Origin of the sequence: Enterococcus sp. (assembly GCF_032555305.1) — a bacterium.
Taxonomy (GTDB): domain Bacteria; phylum Bacillota; class Bacilli; order Lactobacillales; family Enterococcaceae; genus Enterococcus_A.
Genome location: NZ_JAWGOQ010000010.1, coordinates 121,464 through 141,426 on the forward strand (window position 1 = coordinate 121,464; position 19,963 = coordinate 141,426).

Annotated in this window: 23 protein-coding genes and 1 other RNA gene; 20 read left to right on the forward strand and 4 right to left on the reverse strand. The window is 41.7% G+C overall.

What is annotated here, in order from left to right; translation table 11 throughout:
* The first annotated feature begins 53 nt into the window (after positions 1–53).
* The 13 genes from E6139_RS09525 (at position 54) to E6139_RS09585 (ending at position 11,317) form a co-directional block, all read left to right on the forward strand.
* Positions 54–260: an MJ0042-type zinc finger domain-containing protein gene (locus tag E6139_RS09525; protein ID WP_316402831.1), complete on the forward strand. Its 207-nt coding sequence runs from the start codon at positions 54–56 to the stop codon at positions 258–260.
* A gap of 181 nt (positions 261–441) precedes the next feature.
* Positions 442–1,773, forward strand: a complete 1,332-nt coding sequence (locus tag E6139_RS09530; protein WP_316402832.1) for a DRTGG domain-containing protein — start codon at positions 442–444, stop codon at positions 1,771–1,773.
* 13 nt (positions 1,774–1,786) lie between these two features.
* The gene (locus E6139_RS09535; protein ID WP_316402833.1) at positions 1,787–2,743 is read left to right on the forward strand and encodes a bifunctional oligoribonuclease/PAP phosphatase NrnA; all 957 of its coding nucleotides are present in this window, start codon (positions 1,787–1,789) and stop codon (positions 2,741–2,743) included.
* A gap of 201 nt (positions 2,744–2,944) precedes the next feature.
* Positions 2,945–3,796, forward strand: a complete 852-nt coding sequence (locus tag E6139_RS09540) for a PRD domain-containing protein (RefSeq protein ID WP_316402834.1) — start codon at positions 2,945–2,947, stop codon at positions 3,794–3,796.
* Positions 3,797–3,799: 3 nt separating this feature from the next.
* On the forward strand, positions 3,800–5,758 hold the full coding sequence (gene nagE / locus E6139_RS09545; RefSeq protein ID WP_316402835.1) for an N-acetylglucosamine-specific PTS transporter subunit IIBC: 1,959 nt from the start codon (positions 3,800–3,802) through the stop codon (positions 5,756–5,758).
* Between the two features lie 237 nt (positions 5,759–5,995).
* Positions 5,996–7,075, forward strand: coding sequence for a hypothetical protein (locus tag E6139_RS09550; RefSeq protein ID WP_316402836.1), 1,080 nt, complete (start codon positions 5,996–5,998; stop codon positions 7,073–7,075).
* A gap of 202 nt (positions 7,076–7,277) precedes the next feature.
* Positions 7,278–7,601, forward strand: a complete 324-nt coding sequence (locus tag E6139_RS09555; RefSeq protein WP_316402837.1) for a zinc ribbon domain-containing protein YjdM — start codon at positions 7,278–7,280, stop codon at positions 7,599–7,601.
* Positions 7,602–7,718: 117 nt separating this feature from the next.
* On the forward strand, positions 7,719–8,429 hold the full coding sequence (locus E6139_RS09560) for a zinc metallopeptidase (protein ID WP_316402838.1): 711 nt from the start codon (positions 7,719–7,721) through the stop codon (positions 8,427–8,429).
* A 120-nt stretch (positions 8,430–8,549) separates the two neighbouring features.
* On the forward strand, positions 8,550–8,885 hold the full coding sequence (locus E6139_RS09565) for a hypothetical protein (protein WP_316402839.1): 336 nt from the start codon (positions 8,550–8,552) through the stop codon (positions 8,883–8,885).
* A 118-nt stretch (positions 8,886–9,003) separates the two neighbouring features.
* Positions 9,004–9,507 carry a tRNA adenosine(34) deaminase TadA gene (tadA, locus tag E6139_RS09570; protein WP_316402840.1) on the forward strand — a complete coding sequence of 168 codons (504 nt, stop codon included), beginning with the start codon at positions 9,004–9,006 and terminating at the stop codon, positions 9,505–9,507.
* Positions 9,508–9,533: 26 nt separating this feature from the next.
* An RNA gene (gene ffs, locus E6139_RS09575) (signal recognition particle sRNA small type) lies at positions 9,534–9,617 on the forward strand.
* Positions 9,618–9,787: 170 nt separating this feature from the next.
* Complete coding sequence (locus E6139_RS09580; RefSeq protein WP_316402841.1) at positions 9,788–10,657, forward strand: SPFH domain-containing protein; 870 nt, start codon at positions 9,788–9,790, stop codon at positions 10,655–10,657.
* 165 nt (positions 10,658–10,822) lie between these two features.
* Positions 10,823–11,317: an LURP-one-related/scramblase family protein gene (locus E6139_RS09585; RefSeq protein WP_316402842.1), complete on the forward strand. Its 495-nt coding sequence runs from the start codon at positions 10,823–10,825 to the stop codon at positions 11,315–11,317.
* 61 nt (positions 11,318–11,378) lie between these two features.
* Here the strand turns inward: E6139_RS09585 and E6139_RS09590 are convergent, their stop codons facing one another.
* Positions 11,379–11,858: a methylated-DNA--[protein]-cysteine S-methyltransferase gene (locus E6139_RS09590; protein ID WP_316402843.1), complete on the reverse strand. Its 480-nt coding sequence runs from the start codon at positions 11,856–11,858 to the stop codon at positions 11,379–11,381.
* Between the two features lie 95 nt (positions 11,859–11,953).
* Between E6139_RS09590 and E6139_RS09595 the strand changes: the two genes are divergently transcribed.
* From E6139_RS09595 to E6139_RS09610, 4 genes are read left to right on the forward strand one after another with little or no spacing between them, the layout of a single operon-like run.
* Complete coding sequence (locus tag E6139_RS09595) at positions 11,954–13,333, forward strand: bifunctional UDP-sugar hydrolase/5'-nucleotidase (RefSeq protein ID WP_316402844.1); 1,380 nt, start codon at positions 11,954–11,956, stop codon at positions 13,331–13,333.
* A 34-nt stretch (positions 13,334–13,367) separates the two neighbouring features.
* The gene (locus E6139_RS09600; protein ID WP_316402845.1) at positions 13,368–13,988 is read left to right on the forward strand and encodes a YutD family protein; all 621 of its coding nucleotides are present in this window, start codon (positions 13,368–13,370) and stop codon (positions 13,986–13,988) included.
* Positions 13,989–13,992: 4 nt separating this feature from the next.
* Positions 13,993–14,763 (forward strand): TIGR01457 family HAD-type hydrolase, encoded by a 771-nt coding sequence (locus E6139_RS09605; protein ID WP_316402846.1) that lies wholly within the window; start codon positions 13,993–13,995, stop codon positions 14,761–14,763.
* Positions 14,753–15,388, forward strand: a complete 636-nt coding sequence (locus E6139_RS09610; RefSeq protein ID WP_316402847.1) for a TIGR01906 family membrane protein — start codon at positions 14,753–14,755, stop codon at positions 15,386–15,388. The genes E6139_RS09605 and E6139_RS09610 overlap by 11 nt, the downstream gene beginning before the upstream one ends.
* Positions 15,389–15,406: 18 nt before the next feature.
* Here E6139_RS09610 and E6139_RS09615 read toward each other — a convergent pair whose 3' ends face one another.
* The gene (locus E6139_RS09615) at positions 15,407–15,916 is read right to left on the reverse strand and encodes a phosphatidylglycerophosphatase A (protein WP_316402848.1); all 510 of its coding nucleotides are present in this window, start codon (positions 15,914–15,916) and stop codon (positions 15,407–15,409) included.
* Positions 15,917–15,934: 18 nt separating this feature from the next.
* Entirely contained in the window at positions 15,935–16,918 is a 984-nt protein-coding gene (locus tag E6139_RS09620; protein ID WP_316402849.1) for an NAD(P)/FAD-dependent oxidoreductase, read from the reverse strand.
* A 93-nt stretch (positions 16,919–17,011) separates the two neighbouring features.
* Between E6139_RS09620 and E6139_RS09625 the strand changes: the two genes are divergently transcribed.
* The gene (locus E6139_RS09625; protein WP_316402850.1) at positions 17,012–17,635 is read left to right on the forward strand and encodes a peptidylprolyl isomerase; all 624 of its coding nucleotides are present in this window, start codon (positions 17,012–17,014) and stop codon (positions 17,633–17,635) included.
* A 28-nt stretch (positions 17,636–17,663) separates the two neighbouring features.
* On the opposite strand, the gene E6139_RS09630 is transcribed toward E6139_RS09625, so the two are convergent.
* A complete protein-coding gene (locus E6139_RS09630) occupies positions 17,664–18,830 on the reverse strand; it encodes a MalY/PatB family protein (protein WP_316402851.1) in 1,167 nt (388 codons plus the stop codon).
* A 77-nt stretch (positions 18,831–18,907) separates the two neighbouring features.
* Here E6139_RS09630 and E6139_RS09635 point away from each other — a divergent pair, with 77 nt between their 5' ends.
* Both E6139_RS09635 and E6139_RS09640 read left to right on the forward strand, forming a co-directional pair.
* Positions 18,908–19,288 (forward strand): CvfD/Ygs/GSP13 family RNA-binding post-transcriptional regulator, encoded by a 381-nt coding sequence (locus E6139_RS09635; RefSeq protein WP_316402852.1) that lies wholly within the window; start codon positions 18,908–18,910, stop codon positions 19,286–19,288.
* A gap of 85 nt (positions 19,289–19,373) precedes the next feature.
* Positions 19,374–19,736, forward strand: a complete 363-nt coding sequence (locus E6139_RS09640) for a hypothetical protein (protein WP_316402855.1) — start codon at positions 19,374–19,376, stop codon at positions 19,734–19,736.
* Positions 19,737–19,963: the final 227 nt, after the last annotated feature.

Consider the following 19,963-nt stretch of genomic DNA (forward strand, 5'->3'; position numbering starts at 1 on the left):
TAAAAAAAAGGAGTATTATTAAATTAGCAGTAAATGTAGAGAGGGCTGGTTATATGTTGGAAAAACCATTAAAGTGTCCAAATTGCGGCACACATTTTTTTGTTGATGAAGTTTTGAACGTTCAGGAGCATCCGAAAGAGGCTATGCCGGTGGAATGTCCAAATTGTCATCATATCTATGAAAAAAGGATTACCAACGGTTATTTCATGACTTTTGAAGATCGAGAACATGGGAAATATGAGGAAAAGACGGGAGAGTAATCTCTCGTCTTTTGAATTTTCATGTATTGAAAAACAACTATAGTCATCCTTGACTAGTACAAAAGGAGTTGATTGTTACTTTAACAGTAACGGTTGACTTCTTTTTTTTCTGGCACTCTGTTATACTGGTTTTGCTAAGCTGTACTACTATAATAGATAAATCTTATAGCGGGAGGAAATTATGGCGACAAAACACGATCTGATTTTAGAACACATCGAAAATCTGCCGGTAGGAGAACGTATCTCCGTCCGCAGTATAGCCAAGAATTTGCGCGTCAGCGAAGGAACGGCTTATCGCGCAATCAAGGATGCTGAAAATATCGGACTGGTCTCGACTATTCAACGTGTTGGAACAATTCGAATCGAACGAAAGTTGAAAAAAAATATTGAACGTTTGACCTTTGGTGAGGTCGTTCGAATCATCGAAGGAGATGTCTTAGGCGGCTCCAACGGACTAGATAAGGACCTGAATAAGTTTGTTATCGGTGCCATGACGGAAGAAGCGATGCGTCGCTATATCACACCAGGTTCATTATTGATCATCGGAAATCGTGAGGGAGCTCAAAAATTGGCTCTGCAAGATGGCGCGGCGGTCTTAATCACAGGGGGATTCGATACAACAGCGGAGATCGCGAAGCTTGCAGATGAACTTGCACTGCCTGTATTAAGCACAACCTATGATTCCTTTACCGTAGCGACGATGATCAATCGAGCCTTAAGTGACCAATTGATTAAAAAAGATATTATGCAGGTCAGCGATATTTACATGCCGTTGGAAAAGACAGTCTACCTGCAAGCCGGGGATACGATCGCCAGCTATCATCGCTTGTCAGATAAAACTGGACACTCGCGTTTTCCTGTCGTTAATAAAGGGATGCGTGTCCTAGGAGTAGTGACAGCCAAAGATGTGCTGGGGAAAGCTGAAAATCAAATGATCGATCGGGTAATGACCAGAGACCCAAATGTTGTGAAGCAGAGTATGAGTGTGGCGTCCGTTAGCCACCAAATGATTTGGGATGGCCTTGAAATGATGCCGGTGGTGAAGGACGATCTTTCTTTAGTTGGTATGGTCAGCCGCCAAGATGTGATGAAGGCGATGCAGCTGGTTCAGCGACAACCGCAGATGTCTAATACAATCTCTGACCAAATCGTTGGTGATATCGTGACAGTCGATACGGATCGCGATGATAATCTGTTGGAGCATCCTTACTTCAAATTTGAGGTCACGCCTCAAATGGTCAATAGTGTTGGAACGATTTCTTTTGGCGTGTTAAGTGAAATCGTCGCCAATGTTGCACAACGAAGCATTCTGATGGATCAGCGTCGCAATACATTGATTGAGCAGATGAATCTGCATTATTTACGGCTGATTCAATTAGAAAGTGAGATCGAGATTCATTCGAAAACATTAGAACTGGGACGACGGTCAGCCAAAGTTGACTTAGAAGTCTACATTGATAATGTGATCGTCGCTAAAGCAATCGTAGTTTGCCAAGTGATGGAACGTTCTTAGAAAGAGGAAGAGCATGACAATTACAGAAGAAATTTTACAAATGATCAAAGAATACGATCGGATCATCATCCATCGTCATATGCGTCCTGACCCAGATGCGTTAGGGTCACAGTGCGGACTTGCGGAGATTTTACGTGCGACCTTTCCAAATAAAGAAGTTTATCAAGTCGGCGGTCCAGTGGAAGGTCTGGCTTTTCTAGCTGAAATGGATGAGATCGCGGATGATTTATACAAAGGCGCACTGGTGATTACGACGGACACAGCGAATGCACCTCGGATTAGTGATGATCGCTATAAACTTGGCGATAAATTAATCAAGATTGATCATCACCCCAATGATGATCCATACGGCGACTTGCTTTGGGTGGATACAAAAGCCAGCAGCTGTAGTGAGATCATTGCAGATTTTGCGTTTATCGAAAATTTAGTGATGACTGAGAATGCTGCGCGTCTATTATATGGCGGAATCGTAGGTGATACTGGACGCTTCTTGTATCCTGCCACTACTTCGCATACATTGCAGGTAGCTGCGAAATTATTGGATTACGGTTTTGACGCAACGAAGTTGAACCGTGAGATCGACCAGATATCTCTTGATGTGGCAAAGCTTTCGGGTTATCTCTATCAGAATCTACAAATTGATGAAAATGGCGCCGGGTATGTTTTTTTAGATCAAGCAATCATGAACAAATATGGAATAAAGGATTCCGATACGGCGGCACTTGTGCCGTTGCCTGGTACGATTGATGTTGTGCTGGCTTGGGCGATCTTTGTCGAACAGCCAGAAGGCTACTATCGTGTTCGTCTTCGTTCGAAGGGGCCGGTAATCAATGAATTAGCCAAACGTTATCATGGCGGCGGCCATCCGTTAGCCAGCGGAGCAAACGCTAAAAATCAAGCAATGTGTCAGGAAATCTATCGTGAAATCCAATTATTGTGCGAAAATTATAGAAAAAATCAAATTATTTGAAAAAAATTTGGAAAAAGTTATTGACAAAAAGTTCAATGGTCTATACAATTCAAGTTGTTAACAAATACTGTTCCATGTGACTAGATCATACTAGGCATGGAAAGAAACGCAAGGAGCTTCCTTGTGCTTCTTTCCATGCCTTTTTATTTGGCCAAAAGCTAGTCGGAACAGTGAAATTATTCTGCAGAATGAGGAAAAACGATGAAAATCAAAAAGATACTGAATCAAAATGCAGTGTTGGTAGACGATCAAGGAGAAGAAAAAATCGCCATCGGCAAAGGGGTCGGCTTCAGCAAGCAAAGAAATGACCTGCTCTTTTCGCGGGACATCGAGCGCTTGTTTGTGATGGAACCAGAAGGACAGCAAAAGCTACAGACCTTATTGAATCAAATTAATGAAAAATATTTTTTTGCAGCTGAAGCGATCATTGATCATGCCGAAACAGTGTTGATGGAGAAACTGAACGAACATATTTTTATCGCCTTGACGGATCACATTTCTTTTTCGGCTCAAAATATCGCGAACGGAATCGTGATCCGCAACAAGCTATTAAGTGAGATCGAGGTACTTTACGGTGAGGAGTTTGGAATCGCACAATGGGCGGTCGATTATTTGAATCGAACATTGGAGATTCCTTACGGCTATGACGAAGCAGGATATATCGCGATCCACATTCATAGTGCACGAACTGGTAAGAACAATAATCATGACAGTATTCGTGAAGTCACGATTATTTCTGATGTGATCCATTTGATCGAACAAGAACTAGATGTAGATATACGTTCGCAGGAAATGGCGTTGGATTATTCTCGTTTGGCGAACCATCTACGGTTATTATTACAGCGCTATCAAAAGCAACGTTATGCCGTTTTAGATCAAGAAATCATTGAGATGGTGCGTAATAAGTATCCTGAGAGCTACCAAGTAGCAAAGAAGATTCGAGTCTTTTTGATGAAAAGTTATCAGTTAGCAATCACTACGGAGGAGTTAGGCTATGTAGCCATCCATGTCGAGCGATTGCGTAAAGCGAAAGAACATAAAGGAGAAGAATAAATTATGAAAGCATATATGCAGCGCATGGGGCGTTCGTTGATGTTACCAGTTGCGACTTTGCCAGTAGCAGCGCTATTTATGGGAATTGGTTATTGGATCGACCCTAGCGGTTGGGGCGGAAACAACTTGCTGGCAGCCTTTTTAATTAAAGCCGGCGGAACGATTTTAGATAATCTAGGGGTATTGTTTGCGGTTGGTTTGGCACTTGGGATGTCTAAAGATAAAGATGGGGCAGCAGCTTTGTCAGGTTTAGTGGCTTTCTTGACACCAATGACCTTAGTCAATAGTGACGCAGTGGCGATGTTCACTAAAGTCGCAGTAGAAGATGTGAACATTGCGTTCGGTGCAATCAACTTTAAAAATGTCTTCATTGGAATTTTAGCAGGTTTGGTGGCAGCAGCGATGTACAATCGTTTCAGCGGAGTTAAACTTCCGATGGCGCTTTCCTTCTTTAGTGGAAAACGATTGGTTCCAATCGTAACGGCTGGTCTTATGGCAGCAATCTCAGCTGGCTTGATCTTCGTTTGGCCGCCGGTTTATAACGGATTAGTAACATTCGGGGAAGCAATTTCTGGCATGGGACCACTAGGAGCTGGTTTATACGGGTTCTTCAATCGTCTATTGATTCCAACAGGCTTGCACCATGCATTGAACAATGTATTTTGGTTCAACTTGGCAGGAATTGATGATATCGGTAAATTCTGGGCGAGCGAAGGGGTTCGCGGGATCACTGGACGCTATCAAGCGGGATTTTTCCCAGTAATGATGTTTGGCTTACCTGCAGGGGCGCTAGCAATCTATCAATGTGCTCGTCCTGAAAAGAAAAAAGTAACTGCTTCACTGATGGTTGCCGCTGCTTTTGCTTCATTCTTTACCGGAGTAACGGAGCCGCTTGAATTTTCATTCATGTTCGTAGCTTGGCCGTTGTATGTGGTTCATGCTTGCTTGACAGGTATTTCAATGTTCATCGCAGCGACCTTCAAATGGACGGCTGGCTTCAACTTTAGTGCCGGTTTTATCGACTTCTTCTTAAGTTTACGCGTACCGATAGCGAATCAACCGTTTATGCTGATTCTCTTAGGTTTAGTAATGGCGGTCGTTTATTATGCGACATTCCGCTTTGTGATCGTTAAATTCAACTTGATGACTCCTGGACGTGAAGAAGATGATGGAGAAGAAATGCCGGATATCGATATGGTTGGTGACAGTAAGCACGTGGTGATGGCTCAGAAAATTTACGAAGCATTAGGTGGACCAGCCAATGTACTATCAATCGACAATTGTACGACTCGTTTGCGTCTGCAATTGAAGGATACAAGCACAGTCAATCAGAGTCAGATCAAAGCCACTGGTGTACCAGGACTGAAGGTAATTGATGATAAAAACATTCAGGTCATCGTAGGAACCGAAGTCCAATTTGTAGCAGATGAAATGAATCGATTACATGGTGGCGGCGGGGCGACTCACGCTGTGACTGAACAAGCCATTGTTGAAGAGGCACCGAAAACACAAGCGATGTTTGCTGTGGCTAATGGTCGTTTAGTTCCGATCACTGAGGTTTCAGACGATGTCTTCTCAGAAAAAATGATGGGTGACGGCTATGCGGTTATTCCGACATCTGGCGAGATTTTCTCTCCAGTAGCGGGTACAATCTCTAATGTCTTTCCAACGAAACATGCTGTAGGTATCACAACTCCATCAGGGGTAGAAGTACTATTGCATATGGGCTTAGACACTGTCGATCTTGGGGGAGAACCGTTTGAGCTTTACGTCAAAGCCGGTCAGCATGTCGGTCGCGGGCAAATGATTGCCAAAGTTGATTTGGATGCGATTCGTAAAGCGGGTAAGAAAACAGATATTATTGTTGCATTAACAAATATGGACAAAGTGAAGAGTTCTGATTTAGCTGAGACAAAAGAGGTTCAGGTAAATGAAGTGATTGGTGAATTGACAAGTTTATAAGAAACGAACGAGTGTGTTGTTATCAGCATGCTCGTTTTTTGTTATTTATTCATTTGATTTTCTTTTGTTAAATAATTTGGGTAATCGAAAAAACGTTTATAATTCATAGCTTCTTCTTGGTAAAAAAATGAAATTATATTTTTATTTCTATTTACAAATATTCTGAGTAGTTATATTATGTGAGTGTAAAGTACGAGAACGGTTACAATATAAAAATATAGACGGGAGTTTTGGATCATGGGTGTTGGCGTTGGTATTGCGAAGCTAGCTGAGAGGCAGCTGTTCTTAATGAAAGTCGAAAATTTAAGTAAACGTGTAAGGGTTTACTTCGCTCGGACTCAGGATGTTGATTCTTTGATCGAATACGGAGTGGCAATCCTTGTGCGGAATTTTTTCTGTATGAAGGCATTTCCTGATTTGATTAAGGATTTGATCAGAGAAGTCTATCTGTCAGCAGAAAAAACCAACACCATGTGCCAGTACCTGCCCTACTTCCAAGAATATTTTTCGGCTGATGAGTGGGAAACCTTGATAAAACGGCTGTACGGAAGTCGTTCACATTTTCTAGCGCAAACGATCGAAGCACGCATCTATAAGGGCTTTTTAGAGCAGGAGGGGACACTCGATAATCGGATCGAGGGTCTTGTTTATCGTGTCGAAGCGATCTTTGAAGGTGAAGACGGCAAAAAACACAAATTGACGATTCGCGAAACAGACTCAACGATCGATGAAGAGCTGACTATCAATATTCTAAACATTTTGACCACCTTGAGTATCTTTAAAGTGGAGGGCGGGCAAAAATTTGCGACTTACGTGAGCTACAAAACACAAGGAACGATCATTGCTACTTCTAACAATTCACGTCAAAAACCTCAAAAGGCTGCTGACGAAAAAGAAACAGTCATTGCTGCTGCGCAAGCACCACAACCAGAGAAAGTTCAAAAACAACCTGTGCCATCTAATAAAAATGAAGACGTTTCTGCACCGCTGGTTGATCGGAAGTCAGATAAAGAGTGGGACGAAGCTACGAATATTAAGAACACAATGTCGAAGAAAAACAGTCCGAATGCTGCACCACCAAAAGAAGACATTCCGCCGAAAAATTCCAATGAACCGAGCAAGCGATCACCGGATGACGCTCCTAAGAAAAAGAGAACCGATGCAAAATCAGCTACAACGCAAAAAAACGATACTACTAATAAAGACTCTGGCAAAAGTGTGGGAAAAGTCGAGAAGAAAAGAAACGAAAAGGAAACGAAGAGACGTGTGGACAGAGCACTTGGGAAAAGAAAAAATAGGCATAAGAAAAAGAAATAGCAGCGCTTTTACCTCCAGATAGCAGGAACCAGCTCGTAAGATTTATTTAGTTTATGAAATTGTTCAGTGGGTACCTGAATTTCTACGAGTCAATGACTGATAGCATACCTCCAAAAGCTGTCTTTTTTTAAGAAAAGCTTTTCAAGTCATAGGGTTTCCGCTAAACTAAATATTTAGAAAATAAATTTACTGGAGGAAGATTATGCCTAATTGTCCAATGTGTCAGTCAGAGTATACGTATGAGGATCGCGGTCTATTTGTATGTCCAGAGTGCGGACATGAGTGGTCGGAGAGTGATGTCGTTGAAGAAGGATTGGTTGTCAAAGATAGTAACGGCAATCAGTTACAAGACGGTGACAGTGTGACGGTCATTAAAGATTTGAAAGTCAAAGGTGCTTCGGGTGCCATCAAGCAAGGAACCAAGGTCAAGAATATTCGCCTAGTCGAAGGCGATCACAATATTGATTGTAAAGTTGATGGCTTCGGTCCAATGAAATTGAAGTCAGAATTTGTTAAGAAGTTATAAGCTAGAGAGATTCTTAGAGTTGTTTTCATAAAAAATTCACGGCTTTCATGCTAAACTAAGATTAGGAAACTGTTTATCATAAACAGTAAAATTATCTTTGATTAGAGGAGAATGTATATGTATGGGTATGGATCATTTTATAATTTTCTAGATCCCACGTTTCTATTAGTCATTGCCGGGCTAGTTATCTCTGGTCTTGCTTCTGCTTATGTCAATTCAACTTTTCGCAAGTATGACGAGTTTCGCAGCAGCAAGGGTGTCACAGGAACTCAAGCGGCTGAATATATTTTACGCAGTCAGGGCATTAATGATGTCGGTGTCCAGCAAATTGCCGGAGATCTGACCGATAATTATAATAGCGGCAATAAAATGCTGAGCTTATCTGAGTCAACTGCACAGTCTACGTCGGTAGCTGCCATTGGTGTGGCGGCACATGAATGCGGTCATGCGGTCCAAGATGCGAAGCACTATATTCCGTTGAAATTACGGGCGGCGATCGTACCAGTAGCAAACATCGGATCGACACTTTCTTTTCCATTGATCATGCTAGGCGTCTTTATGAGCTGGAATCAGACATTGATCAACATCGGAATCTTGGCCTTTTCATTGGCTTTAGTTTTTCAGTTGGTGACATTGCCGGTGGAATTCGATGCTTCAAGGCGTGCGTTGAGTATTTTACGTGATGGGGATATGCTGGCAGAAGATGAACTGGCGGCGGCTCGAAAAGTGCTATTTGCGGCTGCGTTGACTTATGTGGCAGCAGCATTAGCGACATTCCTACAATTATTACGGCTGGTCTTGCTTTTTGGCAATCGAAGCCGCGACTAAGAACCGACAAATCGTCGGTTCTTTATTTTGCTATTTTAAAGTTTGCGCTTTCATTCCTTGGTAGTTCTTATTACTGATATTTTTAAGAGTGTGGTATCATAAAATAAAGGAGCTGATACCATGAAAAAATCGACCAAAATCAAAATCGGAGTAGGCGTTGTTGTTGCAGCCAGTACTGCTACAGCTGTAATCGCTTCTGGGAAGCTGATTGAAAAAGCTCGCCATGTTTCAAATCGATGCAAAGTAAAGCGTTTTGTTAATGCTAAGTTTGATGGCAGTGAAACACTGCTAGCGATCGTTGATAAACTTTCAGATGAAGATTTAGATAACATCATGAGTATTTTAGACAAGATCAAGACTGGAAAAAAGCGAGTATCGGTCTATGGTGAGTCCATCAAAGATACGACCGAAGATTTAAAAGACCGATTGATGGATTTTGTAGACAAAGTAATGTAGAGAAGGTGTGCCAGCGATGGTGCATCTTTTTTTGATAAAAAACCTTTTTTTATTCCGAGTTGACTGCTAGTTATGCTAAAGTAAGTTGATTACTTATTGAAAAAGAGTGAGGAAAAAAATGGAACGTGAGAGTCGGGTAACAGAGGAAGAAAAAATTTTTTTTATGCAGGAAGCAATTAAGGAAGCGAAAAAGGCGGAAGAAATCGCCGAGGTTCCGATTGGCGCGATCGTGGTCTACCATGGTGAAATTATTGGGCGAGGGCATAATTTGCGCGAGCATAGTCAGGATGCGACGAGTCATGCGGAGATGTTCGCGATTAGAGAGGCTTGCAGTCATTTGAATAGCTGGCGATTGGAAGAGTGCCAGTTGTTCGTCACGTTGGAGCCTTGCCCCATGTGCAGCGGCGGTATGATCTTGTCGCGGGTGGAAGAAGTCTATTTTGGAGCCTATGATCCTAAAGGCGGAACAGCCGGTACGTTGATGAACTTATTGACAGATGAACGTTTTAACCATCGCGCGTATGTTGAGGGCGGCATTCTAGAAGCAGAGTGCGGGATGCTATTGACCAATTTTTTTAGAGCGATTCGAGCACGTAAAAAAAAGACTAGCCAAAACGACTAGAGTTTGTTATACTATTTTTTGCCGAAAGGCAGGACAATGCCGGGCCTGTGAATTGTGTCAGGTCTGGAAGGAAGCAGCACTAAGTAGGATCCGGCATGTGTCTGATATAAATGACTTTACAGCAAGCTTGCGAGCTTGCTTTTTCTTTTGTCTAAAGCAGGTATGGGAGCGGAATCGCGACTACCTGCTTTTTTCATAGCTAGTTATATTTAGTGGAAATTAATTGAAGCTCTTTCAAAATAGGCGTAAACTTAAGCTATTAAATTTTGGGGGTGTAGCGATGAGAGAGAAAAAAGCATTTCATATTAATGGCTATTTAGGTTTAGTTGGATTGATCGTGGTTTTTGTAATTGGTTTTTGGTCCGTGTTTACTGGAAGTACTAAAGAAAGCTTCGGTTGGATTTTTTTGGGAGTTATCTTGTGGATCATTGCGGCCCTATTCTTAAGTTCTTTAACGATTGTTGGACCAAATAGAGCGAAAGCTGTTTTGTTCTTTGGAAAGTATCTTGGGACAATCAAAGATAATGGTCTGTTCATTACAACTCCGTTGACCAGAAAAATCCCTGTGTCATTGAAGGTCCGAAATTTCAACAGCTCGCTTTTAAAAGTCAATGACTCTGATGGAAATCCTGTCGAAATTTCAGCAGTCGTTGTTTTCAAGGTTGTTGATACCGCTAAAGCGTTGTTCGATGTGGATTATTACTTAGATTTCGTGGAGATTCAGAGTGAGACAGCTATTCGTCACATCGCGACTCAATATCCTTATGACACCTTTAATGATGATGATTTAACGTTGCGGGGGAATACGACCGAGGTATCGGAAGAGCTGGCTAAAGAATTACAGGAGCGTTTGGCGATGGCTGGGGTTGAAGTCATTGAGACTAGGCTAAATCACTTAGCTTATGCAACCGAAATTGCGAATGCAATGTTACAACGACAACAGGCTAAAGCAATCTTGTCTGCGCGTCAAACGATCGTGGAAGGTGCGGTGACAATGACCCAAATGGCGTTGGAGCAAATCGAAAATGGTCAGGACATTCATTTTACAGACGACCGGAAGGTTCAATTGATCAATAATCTGCTTGTTTCGATCATCACGGATAAAGGGACACAGCCAGTTATAAATACAGGTGATTTATCAGAAAAATAAGGGTGTCAGCTCAACTTTTCGCAGGATACTTGGTCAGATAAGTATTTAGCTAGAATGGTTAAGTTTCCGATTGAGCACTTTAGTTGAATGATATACGGCATTCGAATCAAACTAATTTTTCTCTTGGAAAAATTATTACTTTAAAACGAATAAGGAGGAAGGCGAATGAAAAAGTTATACATTAAGCAAAAGGTTTTTAGTATTGGCGAAAAGTTTACTGTGGTGGATGAGGATCAACGTCTGAGATATTCGGTCAAAGGCAGCTTTATGAAGATTCCCAAGACTTTTAGTGTTGAAAATGAACAAGGAAGAGAAGTCAGCAAGATCACTAAGAAAACGATCAGTCTTTTGCCAAAGTTCTTTGTTGAGATAGATGGTAAGGATCAAATCGAAATTTCAAAACATTTGAGCTTCTTAAAGGCGAAGTACTCGATTGACGCCGAAGACTTGAGCGTTGATGGGAACTGGTGGGATATGGATTTTGAAGTATCGCAAAAGGGTCGAAAAGTTGCTGAGATCAATAAGCGCTGGATATCTTGGGGCGATACGTATGAGATTACAATTTTGAATGACGCGTTAGAAGAATTGATTGTCTCGCTAGTAATCGCGATCGACTGTGTCAAAGAAGACGAGGCGGCAGCCTCTTCATCATCAAGTTAAAAAACACCGTTGCTGGACTTTTCGTTCAGCAACGGTGTTTTTGTACTATGAGTTAGTTGTGTTAGAAAAGGGTGATCTCTTGCAGTGCCGGATTCTCGATCACGAGTAATTGTTCTTTGATTTTCAGACCTTCTTGACTGGAGCCAGAATAACCGACGAGCTTTCCATTCTTTCCGATCACTCGGTGGCACGGAACGAGGATCGGTAACGGATTGTTACGATTCGCTTGCCCGATCGCGCGAACGGCTTTGACGTTTTGAATTTTTTCAGCGATATCCAGATAACTGCAAGTCTCGCCATAAGGAATTTCTGTTAAGGCCTGCCAGACTCCCTTCTGAAAATCTGTACCCATTTCAAAAACATAAGGAACCTCGAAATTTTTCCGTTCTCCGGCTAAAAATTCTAAGAGTTGTTTCTTGGCAGTCTGCAGAATTTCTTGATTAGCTAAAGGATTTTCTTCAATTGGAGTATATGAGATGCCAACTAAAGCATCTTGATTGGCATCGAGCCAAATCGATCCAAGTATCGATTCAAATTTCATCTTTTCACCTGCTTTTTAGCGAACGAGTTCGTTCAGCCTTCTTGAGCTATATGTTACTATAGATGGAACAATAAGAGTTGAAAAGAGGTAGAATAATGGAAAAAATTATTCTTTTACATACCAATGATCTTCACTCCCATTTAGAAAATTGGCCGAAGCTTCGTCGTTTTCTATTGACTCGCAAGCAGGAAGAAACGATTGACAAACAAGTTATCACTGTCGATCTTGGTGATTTCGTTGATCGCTGGCATCCATTGACTGAGGCGACCCATGGACAAGCCAATGTGCAACTAATGAATCAAATTCATTATGATGCAGCGACGATCGGAAATAATGAAGGGGTTGGGAGTTCTAAAAACGAATTGAATCATCTGTATGATCAGGCGAATTTTGACATCGTACTAGATAATCTCTTCGACAAGCAGACACTGCAGCCGCCGGAATGGGCGCGGCAATCTAAGATTATTACAACGGAGCAAGGGACGAAAGTCGGCTTATTGGCATTCACAGCTCCTTTTCCGTTGACATATAATCCGAATGGTTGGGATATTCGTCGAGTAATGGATATTTTACCTGAGCTGGTGGCAGAGCTTCGACCTAAAGTCGATGTTTTGGTATTAATGAGTCATCTTGGAATAAGTGTTGATCGGCAAATCGCTCGTGAATTACCAGAGATTGATGTGGTGTTAGGCTCACATACGCACCATCTGTTTGAAAACGGCGAAAAAATCAATGGTGTGCAATTAACTGCGGCAGGAAAGTATGGCTATTATGTCGGTGAAGTGCACGTGACGGTTGATGAAGACCATCGCATCCAGAAAACCTCCGCCAGAACCTTCCCTACAGAAAAAATGCTGGAGCTGCCAGAAGATCAAGAAGAAATTGATGGGTACCTAGCAGAAGGCCATCGTTTGTTAGCGGATAAAAAGGTCGCTGATGTTCCCTTTAGTATGAGTACTGATCTGCAGGCGGACCATCCGATGATTAACTATACGCTGGCGGCGGTAAAAGAAGCGGCGGGGACTGACGCAGCCGTTTTAAATTCTGGCTTATTTTTGACGGACGTACCCGCTGGGATTGTCAATCAAGATCAGCTTCACACAGCTTTGCCGCATCCGATGCACTTGATCAAAGTAACACTGGATGGAGAAAATTTGATCCGACTGATTTTAGAGATGGAGAAGAATCGCCATTTTCTGATCAACTTTCCGGTAATGGGGATGGGCTTTCGCGGCAAAATTTTCGGTCATTTGGTTTATGATGGGATCGAATACGATCCAGTAAATCATCAAGTCCGCTGGCTCGGTGAATTGGTTGACCCTGAGTTGGATTACACGATTGCAACGGTAGATCATTTTATGTTTGTACCGTTCTTCCCAACGATCGAGATCGCAGGCCGCTATGAATTTATATTCCCGGATTTCATTCGCAGCGTTTTGGGCGACTATCTCCACACTCACTATCCAATCAAATAAAAACAAGGTATAATAGCAAACAGGTGGTGAAACGATGGCAAAAGAAAAAAGAGACAAAAAAGAGCAGAAAAACAATCCAGAAAAAACAGTCACAGATGAATTGGCTGAGGTCTTAGATGAAATCGTTGAGACACCCGCTGAAGAAAAGAAAAAAGGTGAAACCGTCGTATTTGTTGACGATAGTAATCTTTTGATTGGCGAACGCCAATACCGCTTAGTTAGAAATTATCGTGAAGGCTTTGATGCCGAACGTTTAGGTGAACGCTTTAGTGAGGTCTTAACACGCTATGATTATATCGTTGGTGACTGGGGCTATGACCAGTTGCGATTGAAAGGTTTTTTCCGGGAAGATGATCGGAAAAGTTTGCCTGAGCAGCGAATTGATACTTTAGAAGATTATTTGTACGAGTACTGCAATTTCGGGTGCGCTTATTTTGTGTTGGAGCGAACAGGCGGCAAACGTCAACAGACACGTAAAAAACGTAAACGAAAACGTAAAGACAAGCCGCAAGCTTTTGTCGAAGAGAAGAAAGCTCCAGTAACGGATAAACCAAAGAAGAAACCAATCATCAAAAATCGTCAACCGAAAAAAGAAACACCAACAAAGACGAAAGAAAAAGACGAACGCTTCGTGATTCGTCAAAGGGAAGAGTAATAGGATGTACAAAGGATATTTGATTGACTTAGATGGAACGATCTATCGCGGAAGCGAACCGATCCCTGCTGGCCGCCGCTTTGTGGAGCAATTGCAAGCACGCCAGATTCCATTTTTATTTTTGACCAACAATACGACCAAAACACCAGAGACGGTAGCAAATCGATTAGCCAATGAATTCTCTATCCATGTTGGTCCGGAGACCGTCTATACGGCCACACTTGCGACCATTGATTATATGAATGACGCAAGCAAAGGGAAGAAAGTGTATGTGATCGGTGAACCTGGTTTAATTGATCCAATTCTAGCTGCCGGTTACGTTTGGGAAGAAGAAAATCCCGATTATGTAGTAATCGGTTTAGACACTGAAGTTACTTATGAAAAATTCGTTGTCGCCACATTGGCGATTCAAAAAGGCGCGACCTTCATCGGGACAAATCCAGATAAAAATATTCCAACTGAGCGTGGGTTATTACCTGGTGCTGGATCAGTGATTGCGATGTTAGAAGCCTCTACTCAGCAAGAGGCGATTTACATTGGCAAACCCGAAGCGATCATCATGGATAAAGCAGTAGAAATCTTAGGCATGGAAAAAGCGGATGTTTTGATGGTGGGAGACAATTACACGACGGACATCTTGGCGGGAATCAATAATGAGATTGATTCGCTCTTAGTTCTGTCTGGCTTTACCCAGAAATCAGATGTACCGACTTTGCCAGTACCGCCAACTTATTTAGTGGACTCGTTAGATGAATGGCGTTTCGATGAAGAATAAGTGGCTGGAACGTATCGGATTACTATGTTTGCTGGTGACTTTGCTGACACTGGCGATCACATTGACGATCAATGCCCGCTGGCTGTATCAGTTTGATATCGGTCATTTAAATCTGCTGGACTATACGACAATTTCCGAAAAGGAATTGCTGCATAACTTTGATCAATTGATGCGCTATTTAAATCTTCCGTGGGTAGAAACACTCAAAATGACGGATTTTCCCGTCTCATCTAGTGGGGCCTTGCATTTTTACGAAGTGAAAAAGCTGTTCCTGCTAAATTATGGCTTATTGTTAGCAACGATCATTCCAAGCATTCTCTATTTGCGCCATTTAGTCAAGCAGAAGTCTCTGTGGAAGCTGATTCAACCATTTCGGATCGCAGTTGTTGTTCCGATCGTGATCGCCTTTTTGATGGCAGTGAATTTTGATCGCTTCTTCGTTATGTTCCATGGCGTCTTTTTTAATAATGACGCTTGGATCTTTAATCCGGCGACTGATCCGATCATTAATGTTTTGCCGGAGACATTTTTCTTGCATTGCTTTATTTTATTTTTCGTATTGCTGGAGATTTTTTATCTCTTACCAATTTATTTCGGCAGAAGAGCATTAAAAAAAGAGCGCTAGGCTCTTTTTTTAATGCTCTTATTTGACAATCGAGTCCAATTTTCGCGGGTGTTCATGGGCCAAACGACTAGCAGCGGACGCTGCGATCGCGCCAACAAGGTCATCTAGGAATGTATGGACGTGCACGCCATCGTGTTCGTTGAGTTTCTTTAAGATACCAGGTTTTACTTTATCGATGTAGCCGTAGTTGGTAAAACCGATAGACCCATAGACATTGACTATGCTAAGGGCCATGATTTCATCAATACCGTATAACCCTTCATCTTCTTCTAAAATATTTTGTAGTGGATAGTCCAGCTTCTTTTGTTCTGCTAGCTTGTCCAGCTCGATACCGGTGATAATAGCGTTATGGACCTCACGTTTGGTTAAAACACGATTCACACTTTGGATGCATAATTCGATGTCTAATTTTTCGATATAATCTTTTTGTAAAAAGAAGACCAAGTCTGCAATGTCTCTGATGGTAACGCCGCGTTCTTCTAATAACTCGCGGGCTTTTTGTTCAAGAGCAGTAGTTTCAAATACCATATCGTCCCTCCGTTAAATCTAGATTTGTGGAAATAAGCTTGTGCTGTGTCCGGACTGTGTGCGATTTTTAGGATTTACATAATGAAGCGCGTTATTGACAGCGGTGGGGGCTTCGCCCATACCGGTTGCGATCAATTTCACCTTGCCATCATATGTAGCGATATCCCCGCAGGCGTAGACACCAGGAATCGACGTGCGCATGTCGGATTCAACAAGGATTGCTTGTCGTGTACTTTCTAACCCCCATGACCTTAGGTGATCCAGAGAAGAAGAGAAGCCGTAGTTGACGATCAAGTAATCCACGTTCAATGTAATTGTCTCATCACTTTTCGCCTTTTGTAAAGTTAGATCTTCCAATTCTCGTTCACCGTGAAGTTCTTTTAGGATATACGGCGTGTAAATATTGACTGAAGACTCTTTTAATTTTTGGACACTGTGTTCATGTCCGCGGAAATTATCACGGCGATGGATGATCGACACTTCAGCCGCGATCGGCTCCAGCATTAAGGCCCAGTCAATTGCGGAGTCACCGCCTCCCGCGATGGCGACTTTCTTTCCAGCGTATTTCATCAGATCATTGATGTAGTAATCAATTCCGTGGTTTTCAAATTTGTCCGAGCCCTCGATCATCAAGCGTCTTGGTTGGAAAGAACCATTACCGATAGCGAGTACGATCGCTCTAGTGTAATGGCTATCCTTGCTGGTTACCAACTCGAGGTAGTCTTCATGCTGTTTTATCTCCAAAACTTCTTCGTCCAAACAATAGGTGTGGGAAAAAGTTCGTAATTGTTTCTCTAAGTTGCCCACCAGATCTGCTGCTTTTACGATCGGAAAGCCGGGAATATCATAAATATTTTTCTCAGGATAAAGTGTCGTCAACTGTCCGCCCAACTGCGGCAAGCTGTCGATCAGCTTTGTTTTTGCTTGACGTATCCCTGCATAGAATGCCGCGAACATGCCGACTGGTCCTGCACCTACGATCGTAATATCAAAAATTTCCATATCAACACCCTTTCTTCCCATCGATTGTAACAAATAAATGAAAGAGAAAGAAACGCTTGGCTTGAAGAGGTGGCAAAACGAGAAAAGTTTGTTATGATAGACACAGAAAAAATAAAGGAGGACATTTTAGTGACTCAATTTCCACAATTAAACTTAGCAGAAGAAAAAGGTCCAAAAGCGACGATTAAAACGAATATGGGGGACATTACCGTACAATTATTCCCTGAAGAAGCACCAAAGACAGTGAAGAACTTTGTTGAACTAGCAAAGAAAGGTTATTACGATGGCGTGATTTTCCACCGTGTCATTCCTGACTTCATGATCCAAGGCGGCGACCCAACCGGAACGGGCATGGGCGGCGAAAGTATTTATGGCGAAAAATTCGAAGATGAATTTTCACGCAACTTGTTCAACCTGCGTGGTGCATTATCTATGGCGAATGCAGGTCCGAACTCAAACGGCAGTCAATTCTTTATCGTAAATAGTCAAAATGTACCTGCTAATATGATGGCGCAGTTAGAAGAAGCAGGATTTCCTGGTGAAATCATTGAAACCTACAAACAAGGTGGAACGCCTTGGTTAGACTTCCGTCATACCGTTTTTGGGCATGTGACTGAAGGCATGGATGTAGTTGATGAAATCGGGGCCGTTAAACGTGGTGCTCAAGACAAACCTGTTCACGATGTCGTGATTGAATCAATTGAAATTACTGAATAAAAAATACGGCCAAGCGGCCGTATTTTTTTTAACTTAAGGCAGTAACAATTCGTTCCAGCCCCTCTTTAAGGACGACCTGCGGGCAAGCGACATTCAAACGCATATGCTGTTTACCACTAGGTCCGTAACTAATACCCGTATTCAAAACAACTTTCCCTTTATGAACCAATCGTTCTTCCAAGTCCTCATCAGAAATTCCATACTCCGAAAAATCCAACCATAATAGGTAAGTTCCCTCTGGTTTCATGACTGATACTTTAGGTAAATGCTCTTGGAAAAATTCAATCGTATAGGATATATTTGATTGAATATAGGGCAGTAACTTAGCCAGCCATTCCTCTCCTGTTTTGTAAGCTGCCTCCATGCCGACTAAACCAAAGGTATTAATTTCCTGTTGGAAGTTTTCCTCTTGTTTACGACTTAATTGTTTACGCAGCTTTTCATTTTTTACAAAAACGACTGAATTTTTGATTCCCGCTAGATTAAAGGTCTTAGTCATTGAAGTGAATTGCAGGCTAAAATCACTGAAATTTTCCCCCGCATTAAAGAAAGATGTCATCTTATTAGGTGAAAACACCAAGTCTTGGTGAATCTCGTCACTCAATACTAATACACGATACTTTCTGCAAAGTTCTCCCAGTTGATGCAATTCCTCTTTCGTCCATACTCGGCCCCCAGGATTATGAGGATTACACAAGATCATGACTTTTACCTGGTGCTGTTTGAATTTTTCTTCCATATCAGCAAAATCCATCACAAAGCGGCCATCTTCCTCGATCAATTGGCTGCGAACCAACTGCCGCTTATTCGTCGTGATGATATTCGCGAAAGGAGGGTAGACTGGGTCGTGAATCAAAATTGTGTCATTTGGTTTAGTAAATGCTTGGATGGCCGTAGTGATTCCAGCTAAAACGCCAGAGAAGAAAAGAATATCTTCCTTTTCTAAGGCAAGGTGGAAGCGCTCCTGCTCCCAATTGATGATTGCAGTGTAAAGCTGTTCAGGTGTATCTGCATAGCCTAGAATTCCGTGATTCAATAATTTTTGGTAAGCCTGTAAAACACCAGCTGGTGCTTTGAAATCCATGTCGGCAATCCAGAGCGGCAATAAATTCTCTTCTTTATACGTCTTGAGAATAGTATCCCATTTGACACTATCAGAACCAAGACGATCGATTGGTTGTTCAAAATTTGTCATTTCTTCTCCTCCTGTTTGCTAACTTCAATTTTATTTCTAAATACAGTATAATGAAACATGCGAAGAGAGGGAAATGAATGGGATATAAAATTGGAGATATTATCGAAGGACAAGTTACAGGTATTCAACCGTATGGAGCGTTCATCTCGTTAGACGATCAGACCCAAGGATTGGTCCACATATCTGAAGTGCAGTCTGGCTATACAAAAAATATTCACAGCTTTTTAGAAGTTGGTCAATCAGTGAAAGTTCAAGTTATTGACATTGATGAGTTCACTAAGAAAATCAGTTTGTCAATACGGACACTAGCAGAGCATTCTACTGAAGCCCCTTATCATAGGAAACGCTACTTTACAAATCGCAATAAAAACATCGGTTTTCGGTCTTTAGAGAAAAACATGCCGCATTGGACGGATGAAGCAATTGACTTTCTGTTGAAAGAGCGAGTTGAAAATTAGTCGCTATTTTATGCAAAGAATATCTTTTTTTCTGAAAACATGATACAATGATTGCGATTTACGATTAGCTTTTGCAGAGGTGAAAATTGTGACAAAACAAGTGTCAGGAACAATCATGTTGCATTTAGAAGATGGATCGAAGCGTTTTTTAGTTCATGAGATAGGAAAAGATAAGGAATTTGCCCGCACTGATACCAAAGCTGAAAACACCGTTTTAGCTAGTTTTTTGAATTTTTTGAAAGCTACACTACATATTAATGTTAATGATATTCGGTTAGTCGAGTTAACCAACACACAATCCCACGGCGCCAGTTTGCCGCTGTATGTGTTTGAAATGGCTAGTGAACAAGCTACAGAGCTACCCGAGGGATTTGCCTGGGAGAGTCCAGACAGTGTTAGAAAAATCCTCGGAACGATTGAAATTGAAGGTGTACCATTATTTGAATAATTACCAAAAAGAAGCTTATAAAAATAAGTTTCTTTTTTTTGAAGAAAATAGTTGACCGCTGATTAATAAAGTGGTAAATTAATAAACGTTGCTGATACAGCAAAAGCCGAACAATGAATTTTGAAATTAAAAAAACTTCAAAAAAGTTGTTGACATTCACTCAGTAACCTGTTAAGATATAAAAGTTGCTGAAACAACGCGACAAACAATGTAGACCTTTGAAAACT

Coding starts and splice junctions, on each gene's coding strand:
- E6139_RS09525 (WP_316402831.1), top strand. CDS start 54: ATGTTGGAAAAACCATTAAAGTGTCCAAATTGCGGCACACATTTTTTT.
- E6139_RS09530 (WP_316402832.1), top strand. CDS start 442: ATGGCGACAAAACACGATCTGATTTTAGAACACATCGAAAATCTGCCG.
- E6139_RS09535 (WP_316402833.1), top strand. CDS start 1,787: ATGACAATTACAGAAGAAATTTTACAAATGATCAAAGAATACGATCGG.
- E6139_RS09540 (WP_316402834.1), top strand. CDS start 2,945: ATGAAAATCAAAAAGATACTGAATCAAAATGCAGTGTTGGTAGACGAT.
- nagE (WP_316402835.1), top strand. CDS start 3,800: ATGAAAGCATATATGCAGCGCATGGGGCGTTCGTTGATGTTACCAGTT.
- E6139_RS09550 (WP_316402836.1), top strand. CDS start 5,996: ATGGGTGTTGGCGTTGGTATTGCGAAGCTAGCTGAGAGGCAGCTGTTC.
- E6139_RS09555 (WP_316402837.1), top strand. CDS start 7,278: ATGCCTAATTGTCCAATGTGTCAGTCAGAGTATACGTATGAGGATCGC.
- E6139_RS09560 (WP_316402838.1), top strand. CDS start 7,719: ATGTATGGGTATGGATCATTTTATAATTTTCTAGATCCCACGTTTCTA.
- E6139_RS09565 (WP_316402839.1), top strand. CDS start 8,550: ATGAAAAAATCGACCAAAATCAAAATCGGAGTAGGCGTTGTTGTTGCA.
- tadA (WP_316402840.1), top strand. CDS start 9,004: ATGGAACGTGAGAGTCGGGTAACAGAGGAAGAAAAAATTTTTTTTATG.
- E6139_RS09580 (WP_316402841.1), top strand. CDS start 9,788: ATGAGAGAGAAAAAAGCATTTCATATTAATGGCTATTTAGGTTTAGTT.
- E6139_RS09585 (WP_316402842.1), top strand. CDS start 10,823: ATGAAAAAGTTATACATTAAGCAAAAGGTTTTTAGTATTGGCGAAAAG.
- E6139_RS09590 (WP_316402843.1), bottom strand. CDS start 11,858: ATGAAATTTGAATCGATACTTGGATCGATTTGGCTCGATGCCAATCAA.
- E6139_RS09595 (WP_316402844.1), top strand. CDS start 11,954: ATGGAAAAAATTATTCTTTTACATACCAATGATCTTCACTCCCATTTA.
- E6139_RS09600 (WP_316402845.1), top strand. CDS start 13,368: ATGGCAAAAGAAAAAAGAGACAAAAAAGAGCAGAAAAACAATCCAGAA.
- E6139_RS09605 (WP_316402846.1), top strand. CDS start 13,993: ATGTACAAAGGATATTTGATTGACTTAGATGGAACGATCTATCGCGGA.
- E6139_RS09610 (WP_316402847.1), top strand. CDS start 14,753: ATGAAGAATAAGTGGCTGGAACGTATCGGATTACTATGTTTGCTGGTG.
- E6139_RS09615 (WP_316402848.1), bottom strand. CDS start 15,916: ATGGTATTTGAAACTACTGCTCTTGAACAAAAAGCCCGCGAGTTATTA.
- E6139_RS09620 (WP_316402849.1), bottom strand. CDS start 16,918: ATGGAAATTTTTGATATTACGATCGTAGGTGCAGGACCAGTCGGCATG.
- E6139_RS09625 (WP_316402850.1), top strand. CDS start 17,012: ATGATAGACACAGAAAAAATAAAGGAGGACATTTTAGTGACTCAATTT.
- E6139_RS09630 (WP_316402851.1), bottom strand. CDS start 18,830: ATGACAAATTTTGAACAACCAATCGATCGTCTTGGTTCTGATAGTGTC.
- E6139_RS09635 (WP_316402852.1), top strand. CDS start 18,908: ATGGGATATAAAATTGGAGATATTATCGAAGGACAAGTTACAGGTATT.